The 8,776-nt window shown below is 59.3% G+C and carries 6 protein-coding genes; 3 read left to right on the top strand and 3 right to left on the bottom strand.

The features are described from left to right. Positions 1–159: 159 nt before the first annotated feature. The 3 genes from Q7W83_RS23710 to Q7W83_RS23700 are packed head-to-tail and all read left to right on the top strand — an operon-like array spanning position 160 to position 3,725. Complete coding sequence (locus Q7W83_RS23710; RefSeq protein ID WP_150633044.1) at positions 160–819, top strand: paraquat-inducible protein A; 660 nt, start codon at positions 160–162, stop codon at positions 817–819. Then, positions 806–1,429: a paraquat-inducible protein A gene (locus tag Q7W83_RS23705; protein WP_150633045.1), complete on the top strand. Its 624-nt coding sequence runs from the start codon at positions 806–808 to the stop codon at positions 1,427–1,429. The genes Q7W83_RS23710 and Q7W83_RS23705 overlap by 14 nt, the downstream gene beginning before the upstream one ends. Beyond that, on the top strand, positions 1,422–3,725 hold the full coding sequence (locus Q7W83_RS23700) for a PqiB family protein (protein ID WP_473657271.1): 2,304 nt from the start codon (positions 1,422–1,424) through the stop codon (positions 3,723–3,725). The genes Q7W83_RS23705 and Q7W83_RS23700 overlap by 8 nt, the downstream gene beginning before the upstream one ends. Before the next feature lie 144 nt (positions 3,726–3,869). Here the strand turns inward: Q7W83_RS23700 and mksF are convergent, their stop codons facing one another. Genes mksF through mksB form a run of 3 tightly spaced genes read right to left on the bottom strand, consistent with a single transcriptional unit; the run spans position 3,870 to position 8,675 of the window. Next, entirely contained in the window at positions 3,870–6,710 is a 2,841-nt protein-coding gene (gene mksF / locus Q7W83_RS23695) for an Mks condensin complex protein MksF (protein ID WP_473657268.1), read from the bottom strand. After that, a complete protein-coding gene (mksE, locus tag Q7W83_RS23690; protein WP_150639837.1) occupies positions 6,707–7,408 on the bottom strand; it encodes an Mks condensin complex protein MksE in 702 nt (233 codons plus the stop codon). The genes mksF and mksE overlap by 4 nt, the downstream gene beginning before the upstream one ends. Further along, positions 7,398–8,675 (bottom strand): Mks condensin complex protein MksB, encoded by a 1,278-nt coding sequence (mksB, locus tag Q7W83_RS23685; RefSeq protein WP_191623727.1) that lies wholly within the window; start codon positions 8,673–8,675, stop codon positions 7,398–7,400. Before mksB ends, mksE begins: the two co-directional genes overlap by 11 nt. Positions 8,676–8,776: the final 101 nt, after the last annotated feature.

Raw genomic sequence — 8,776 nt, 5'->3', positions numbered from 1 at the left:
CATCGTCAAGATTAAATTCCGAAACCCCTATCTGCGTATGCAGGTAGGGGTTTTGTTTTGTCCGGAATAAAAGCACGATTCGGACCAGCACAAATTTGCACAGTTATTTTCGACTCATGACACTAGAATAGGTCCAACTTTTTCGGAGTCAGTGCCTTTATGCCAGATCCGGTTGACGCCCCCGGGCTGTCAGAATTACCGCTGGACGACTTGGTGGCGTGCCATGAGTGCGACTTGCTGATGCGCAAGCCCGAACTCGCCCATGGCGAGAAAGCCCTTTGTCCGCGTTGCGGCTACGAGCTCTATGCCCATCGGCACAATGTCGTGCAACGCAGTCTCGCCTTGGTCATCGCCGCGCTGTTGTTGTACATCCCGGCGAACTTTTTACCGATCATGCAGCTCAATCTACTCGGACAGTCGTCGCAAGATACTGTTTGGAGCGGCGTTGTCGGTCTGTTCGATACCGGCATGCAGGGCGTCTCGGTGATTGTGTTTCTATGCAGCATGGGGATCCCGTTGCTCAAACTGCTTTGCCAATTGGCTGTGCTGCTGAGTATTCGTTTTGATATCGGCCGTAGTTACGGTTTGCTGCTCTATCGGATTTATCACCATTTACGCGATTGGGGGATGCTCGAGGTCTACCTCATGGGCGTACTGGTAGCCATCGTTAAACTGGCAGATATGGCAGCAATTACCGTCGGTCTCGGCTTGGCGTGTTTTATCAGTTTGTTGTTGGTCCAGGTTTGGTTGGAGGTGGTGATGTCGCCTCATCAGATCTGGCAGGCTTTGTCAGGAGAGGATGCCCATGCGGGCGATTGATGCAGGCATTCTGATTTGTACCGAATGCCATGAATTGAACAAGCAGGAAGCTGACACCGACGAGCAGGTTTGTACCCGCTGCGGTGCGGTGGTTCACGCCCGCCGCCCGAACAGCCTCGTTCGTACCTGGGCGTTGCTGGTCACGGCCGCCATTCTCTACATTCCTGCCAACGTGCTGCCGATCATGACTGTCAGCTCTCTCGGTCAGGGTGATCCAAGCACCATCATGTCCGGTGTGATTCAACTGGTTCAACACGGCATGATTCCCATCGCCGCCGTCGTTTTTATCGCCAGTATCCTGGTGCCCACGTTCAAATTGGTAGGCATCGCCTTGCTGCTGTTTTCGGTGCAGCGCCGCCAGCCGCTTTCGGCTCGGCAACGGATCTGGATGTACCGATTTATCGAGTTCATCGGCCGCTGGTCGATGCTCGATATTTTTGTGATCGCCATCCTCGTGGCGGTCGTGAATTTTGGACGGCTTGCCAGCGTCGAAGCCAATCTTGGCGCCATCGCTTTCGCCAGTGTGGTGATTCTGACGATGCTTGCCGCAGTAACTTTCGATCCCCGACTGATTTGGGATAACACGGAGTCGGACGACGACCATGACTGATTTGCCTACAGCGAAAACCCGACCGGCCTCGAACTGGTCCGCCATTTGGGTGTTGCCCCTGATCGCCCTGATCATTGGCGGCTGGCTCGGCTGGCGTGCCTACAGCGAAACCGGCATTGAGATTCAGGTGCGTTTCGAAAGTGGTGAAGGCATTCAGGCCAACAAGACTGAAGTCGTTTACAAAGGCATGTCGGTCGGCAAGGTGAAAACCCTCACGCTCGACGATGAAGGCGCCTCCAAAGGGGTGATTGCCACCGTCGAGATGAACAAGGACGTGGAGCCATACCTGCGCACCAGCACACGCTTTTGGCTCGTCAAGCCGAGTGTGACCCTGGCCGGTATCACGGGGCTGGAAACCCTGGTCTCCGGTAACTATGTGGCGATCAGTCCGGGCGAAGGGGAGCCCACGCGCAAGTTCAAGGCGCTGGCCGAAGAGCCGCCGCTGTCTGACGCCCAGCCCGGTCTGCACCTGACCATCAAGGCTGATCGCCTCGGCTCGCTGAACCGTGGCAGCCCGGTGTTTTACAAGCAGATCAGGGTAGGCCAGATCAAAAGCTACCTGTTGTCCGAAGACCAAAGTACCGTTGAGCTCAAGGTGTTCATCGAGCCCACTTACGCCAAGCTGGTGCGCAAACACACACGTTTCTGGAATGCCAGCGGCATCAGCATCGACGCTAACCTGTCCGGCGTTAAAGTGCGCAGCGAATCCCTGGCGAGCATCGTCGCCGGCGGTATCGCCTTCGCTACGCCGGAAAACCGCAAGGACAGCCCGCCCACCGATCCGAGCCTGCCATTTCGTCTCTACGAAGATTTCGATGCCGCCGCTGCCGGTATCCGGGTCAAGGTCAAACTCAGTGACTTCGAAGGTATGCAGGCTGGCCGGACGCCGGTGATGTACAAAGGCATTCAGGTCGGCACGCTGAAAGCGCTCAAGATCGATCCTGATCTGTCCAGTGCCACCGCGGAATTGACCCTTGATCCGCTGGCTGAGGATTACCTCGTTGATGGCACCCAGTTCTGGGTGGTCAAACCCTCGATCTCCCTCGCGGGCATCACCGGTCTCGAAGCGCTGGTCAAAGGTAACTACATTGCCGTGCGCCCAGGGGACAAGGGGGCCGCACCGCAGCGCGAATTTGTGGCGAGGCCGAAAGCACCGCCGCTCGACTTGCGGGCACCGGGCCTGCACCTGGTGCTGTTCACCGAGAACCTGGGTTCACTGGAAGTCGGCAGCCCGATTCTCTACAAGCAGGTCAAAGTAGGTTCGGTCCAGAGCTATCAGTTCTCGCGCACCAAGAAGCAGTTGGTGATCGGCGTGCACATCGAGAAGGAATACGAAGGGTTGGTTAACGCCTCGACCCGCTTCTGGAACGCCAGCGGTATTACGCTCACGGGTGGTCTGACCGGTGGAATCCAGGTCAAAAGCGAGTCGCTGCAAAGCCTGATGGCCGGCGGTATTGCCTTCGAAACCCCGCAAGCCAAAGCGCCATTGCAAAAACGCATTCCTCGTTTCCGCCTGTTTGCCAGCCATGACGAGGCCAACCAAAAAGGCACCGTGGTCACGATCAGGGTCGATCGCGCCGATGGCTTGCGCAGCGGCACTCCTGTGAAATTCAAAGGCCTGGATGTCGGCAAAATTGAAGACGTCGACCTCAGCGATGACCTGCAGTCGGTGCTGCTCACCGCGCGGATCACCGAAGTGCCGGAGCGCATTGCGCGGGTAGGCAGTCAGTTCTGGGTGGTCAAACCCGAACTGGGTCTGATGAAGACCTCAAACCTGGAAACCCTGGTGACTGGCCAGTACATCGAAGTGCAACCGGCCGCGAAGAACCTTGGCCCACAGAAAAACTTCGTGGCCTTGTCCAATCCGCCAGAGGCCGTCAAGCAGGAAGCCGGTTTAAGCCTGGTTCTGAGCGCCGCTCGCCGTGGCTCGTTGAAAACCGGTGTGCCGGTGACATATCGCGAAGTCACTGTGGGCAAGGTGACAGGTTATGAGCTGGGCCAGACCGCTGACCGTGTTTTGGTGCACATTCTGATCGAGCCGAAATACGCGCCATTGGTGCGTAGCGGCACACGTTTCTGGAACACCAGCGGTTTTGGTTTCGACTACGGTTTGTTCAAGGGGGCGACGGTGCGCACCGAGTCGCTGGAGACGCTCATTCAGGGGGGTATCGCTTTCGCCACGCCGGACGGGGATCGTATGGGCAGTCCGGCACGGCCTGAGCAGACGTTCCCGTTGTTCGACAAGTTTGAAGATGAATGGCTGACCTGGGCGCCGAAGATTTCCCTCGGCAAATAGCAGGTACTTGATTGGGCGTCTCTGAGGACGCCTTCGCGGGCAAGCCCGCAAAATGGCCCTAAAGTTCACTAAAAATCCCACGCCATAAAAAAGGCCGCGATCCATCTGGATCGCGGCCTTTTTATTGCCTTCGATTAACGCCGATCAAACCGCATCCAGCTCCGGCTCATCCGCTTCAACGTTAACCACAGCCTTCACTTCATCGTGACGACGAATGTACTTCCAGTCCGCCTCATCAATGTAGATCCCGTTCGGCCCGCTACCCCCTTCCAGGTCGATCGCCACACTGGCGCAGACCTGCGGCTTCACACTGGCCAGAATCGGCACAAAGCCCAGTTGCAGGCTGGTTTCCAGCAACGCGGCCTGGTTTTTCTCGTCGATGTCAGCCGCCTCGTCGAGGTAGTACGGCAGACGTACGCGGCCGGCCTGGTCGCGGTCCATCAAGTGCAGCAACAAGTACATGTTGGTCAGCGCCTTGATGGTCATTGTCGTGCCGTTGGACGCGGCGCCATCGATGTCGGTATGAATGACCGGCTGACCGTTGACCTTGGTGATTTCGAACGCCAGTTCGAACAAGTCCTTGAGGCCGAGCTGGTTGTGGTTCGCTGCCACCAGACGCGCCAGGTATTCCTTGGCTTCTTCGTTTTTGTTGTCCTGATCGGCGCTTTGGCTCAGGTCAAAGACGGAGAGGGTTTCGCCTTCTTCGTACTGGCCGGCGCTGTGGATGATCTGGTCGATGTGCTTCAACGCTTCCTTGTTTGGCGCGAGGACGATACGGAAGCTCTGCAGGTTGGAGACCTGACGCTTGTTGATCTCGCGGTTGAACAGCGCCAGTTGGTGCTCGAGGCTGTCGTAGTCGCTGCGGATATTGCGCAGGGTCCGGGCGATGTCGGTGACCGCCGCGCGACGTGCCTTGCCGAGGGTCAGCGCTTCATCGGTGCGGTGCGCGTACGCGTTGATCAGCAGTTGCAGACGTCGCTCCATATCGTCTTCGCTGTCGAACTTGGCCACGCCCTTGAGGCGCACCTGAGCGTACAGCGCGTCGATCTGGCCGTCGCTGCGCAGCAAACCCTGCCAGCTGTCCTGGTAGTCATTGAGCAGCGGCAGCAGGTTGTCCATGGAGTCGTCGATCGGGTCCATGAATGGTGTGCCGAACGGTAGGTCTGCCGGCAGCAGCTGACGGCGGCGCAGGGCGTCGTCGAGGGTGCGTTGCTTGGCTTCCATGTCGCCGATCTGCCGGCCGACCAGTTGCAGCTTGGCCGACAGTTGCTGGACGCGTTCGGTGAAGGCGTCGCTGGAGCGTTTCAACTCGTCCTGTGCCGCCTCCATCTGTGCCAGCTGCTCAAGCTTGTCGCCTTCTTCGGCGCTCAGGGTTTGCGCGCGACGGAAATCTTCCAGGGCTTTTTGCGCGTCCAGCACTTGCTGGTACAGCGCTTCGGTCTGAGTCTTGCTCGCTGCGCGGTCTGCTGCAACAGCTTGCTGGGTTTTCAGTTGCTTGAGTTCTTTCTCCAGACGCTCTTTTTGATCACGCAGCGCCGCGCGGTCGGCCAGGGCTTGCAGCGCTGGCGGTTCGATGTGCGAGATGTCGATCGACAGCCCCGGCACTTCAAAACGCTCACCTTTGAAACCGTCGAGAATCAGCTCCATGGATTTGACCCACTGACCGTCCTCGTCCAGCGTAATCCCGTGTTCGCCCAGCGGCAGGCTGAACAGCGCGCTGTTGAACAGGCGCATCAGGCGCTCGACGTCCTGTTGCGAGAACTCTTCGCGCAGGCGGGCGTAGCTGTTGTTGTCGGCGTGATCGAGTTGTTGTTTCACCGACTTCAGGCGTTTTTCCAGATCCCGCAGACGCTCTTCCAGGTCTTCGGCAGAGAACTGTCGCGACTGTGCCAGCGCGCCGGCCAGTTCATCGTGAGCATCCTTGGCCGCGAGCAGTTGCTGCTCCAGCACTTTGACGTCGGTGACCAACGCGAAGCGATGCTTGAGCACTGACAACTCGCCGAGCCAGCGCTGGATACCGGTGATTTCCCGCTCCAGGCGCATCAGCTCCTGGGTGCCGCCGCGCTGATCGTTTTGCAGCGCGTCTTGCTCGTTGCGGTAATGCTCGGCCTGAATCGTCAGCTCTTCCTTGCGCGCACTGGCGTAGTCCGACCAGGTGCCGAGCAATGAGTCGAGCAGCGGCGAGATCCGGTGCAGTTTGCCGCGCAGGATATTGCGCTGAGCAACGCCAGAGGCCAGCGCTTCAACCAATGGCCCCGCGGTGACCAGTGAGTTGTAGTCCTGTTCCATGCGTCGTACATCGCGGAACGCTTCTTCGCACGCGGCGATGTAATCGACGCTGCCGGAGCGCAGGCTGTGTTCGAACGCATCGAGGAACAATTGCTTGAGCTTGGCCGCAGTGATTTCGCGCATGTGCAGCAGGTTGATGAACAATGCGCGGAAGGTCTTGAGGCTCTGCTCGCTGGTGGAACGCAGCGGAATCAGCGTCAGGTCCAGCGGAATCGAGGTGTGGCCGCCGACCAGCAAGCGACGCAGTTCATCCGGTTTGAGTTCGTAGGCTTTCAGACCCTCGCGTTCAAGGTTGGTGAACAGCTCTTTCTGACGCAGGCAGGTGTCGTTCTTCTGGTAATGCGCCAGGTCCAGCTTGCCGGCGTAGGCAAAGAACTGGTGACCGAAACCACCGCCCGGGCCGCGACCGACCACGCCGATCACGTGTGGACCGTGGGGCAGCGAGACTTCCACCAGGATGTAACTGGTGTCCGAGGCGAAGTAGAAACGCCGGGATTGTTCCAGGCTGTACTTGCCGAAACTCATGTCCGACATGCGCGCCAGAATCGGGAACTGCAAGGCGTTGATCGAGGCGGATTTACCGAGGTTGTTCGCGCCGTAGACTGACAACGGTTCTTCCAGCGGAAACAGGCCGAGGCTGTAACCGGCGGTGTTCAAAAGGGCAAAGCGGCGAATGCCGTAGCGTTCCTTGCTCATGCGTCGGTCTCCTGTTCTTCGGCAATGGCGCGGGCCATGGCGTCTTCTTCGCTTTCTTCTTCGAAGTCACTGAGGTCCAGCGGATCATCGGTTTCCAAAAGTTTTTCGTCGCTGTCGTCATCGATCAGCACCGGAACCGGCAGCGGTAGCACGCTGTGCAGGCTGGCGGCCAGATCGCGGTCTTGTTGAACCGACAGGCACACGTCGAGGAAACGGTGCATCGGCGGCAGGAAACGGTAGACGCCGTTTTCTTCGCCGGCAAAACCGAGCTGCGTCATGCGGCGCATGATTTTTTCTTCGAGTTCTTCGACGGTCTGCACTTCGGCCTGGATGAACAGGTCGCGGTACTTCTCCAGCAACGACGGCAATTCATCGCGACCGAGGCTGCCGCCGTCGAGCACGGCAATCGGGTCACGGCCCTGATCGGCCAGATGCTCGACGAGGATGAAGGTGAACAGCGCCAGCCGCTGCGCGGTCTTGTTCACCGCAGCAGCGGCGAGGTCCGGCACAAAGTAATAGAAACCACGGGTGTCGCAGACCAGTTCGAAGCCCAGCGCCTTGAACAGCGTGCGGTACTGGTCCTGGAAGTTCGACAGTTGCGCGTACAGCTCCGGGTCGCGGCGGCTGACGTGGTAGCCCTTGAACAGCTCGCGAAAGATCGGCGCCAGCTGGGACAGTTCGGATAGATCAAGATGCATTGGGAATGCTCGCAGAATCCTCGGCGGCGGTATCGCGGGCCGAGAGCAGGGCGAAGGAGCGCAGGCTGACCTGATGCTCATGAGTGTGGTAATCGCGGCGTTCCAGACGCTCGCGTTTGAAGCGTTTCTCCCGCGACAGGCGTGAGAACCAGTACAGCAATTCGTCGGTGGCGCCGTCCGGTTCCTGCTCCAGCAGCCAGGTCATCAGATCCGGCATCGGCAGGGCGTCTTCACAGCGTTCGAGCATTTCCCGAACCGTGCGTGGCGCGCGCGGGGCTTCGCCTTTCTGGGTCTTGTGGGCCTTGGGGAAGCGTGCCGGTTTTGGCTCGAAACGGGCCAGGGCGTAAACGTAGGCTTCGACCTGACTGGCGCTGCCGAGGAAGGTGCTTTGCGGCCGGGTGAACATCGGCATCGCCGCTTGCGGCACCGCATCGATGCCTTTGCGACGGATGGCCGACAAGGCCAGCGCTGCGCCACGCGTCACGGCGTTATGGCGACGCGCTTCTTCACGCAGCGGCAGCAGCAATTCGCGGGCATGACGCAAGGTCAGCTGGGCGCTGGTCTGCATTTCGAGGATGCGCGCGTGGGTGCGCAGCAGCATGTCGTCATCGACCAGGTGGCCGAGGCGCTGCTGTTCGGTGAGCATCTTCAACAGGACGTTTTCGACCTTGCGCACGCCTTGCTCGAAGGCGCCGTCGGCGTTCACCAACTGAATCATCGGTTCGACGTATTCGTCCCAGGTCGCCAGCACTTCGGCGTAACGCTGACGCAGCGGAATCTGCCGGTCGCTGGTCTTGGCGCGTTCGGCGACGGCCACCAGGGCCTGTTCGTCGTTGGCGAGTTTTTTCAATACATCGCGTACGCGCATGTCGAGAAGGCGCAACTGGCGCGCCAGGTCGTGGCCGTCACGGATGTCGAAAGCGTCCTGGATGTAACCGGCCAGGCGTTCGAGGTGGCGCAGATAGGCTTCGATTTCCAGGCACAGGCCCAGCCGGTGCTCACGGCGCAGGTAAGCGAGGAAGTCGTGGATTTGCGCGTTGAGCTCGAAACGGTTCGGGCTTTTCGCCACGGGAACCAGAATGTCGAGGCGGATCCACACGTCCAGCAGGCTGGTGATGTCCTGCGGCGTACTGTCGAGTTGCTGGGCGGCCAGTTGCGTGCGCAGTTCGTTGAGGCTCAGTGTGCCTTGGTCGAAGTGCTCGCACAGTGGCTCCAGAAGTGCCCAGTGTTCAGCGAGGGCGCGCAAGACGCGCTTGGGTTCGATCATCGGAATGGCCGGCTGGTTGTCGAATAAAAGCAGCGATTGTACTGCATCACGCCCGTTGCGATTCACTCTCGGGACGGGCTGTCGCTGATTCTATGGGTAAG

This window comes from Pseudomonas sp. 300, from assembly GCF_055803035.1.
The sequence above is the reverse complement of the archived record's forward strand: the minus strand, read 5'-3'. Positions and strand labels throughout refer to the sequence as shown.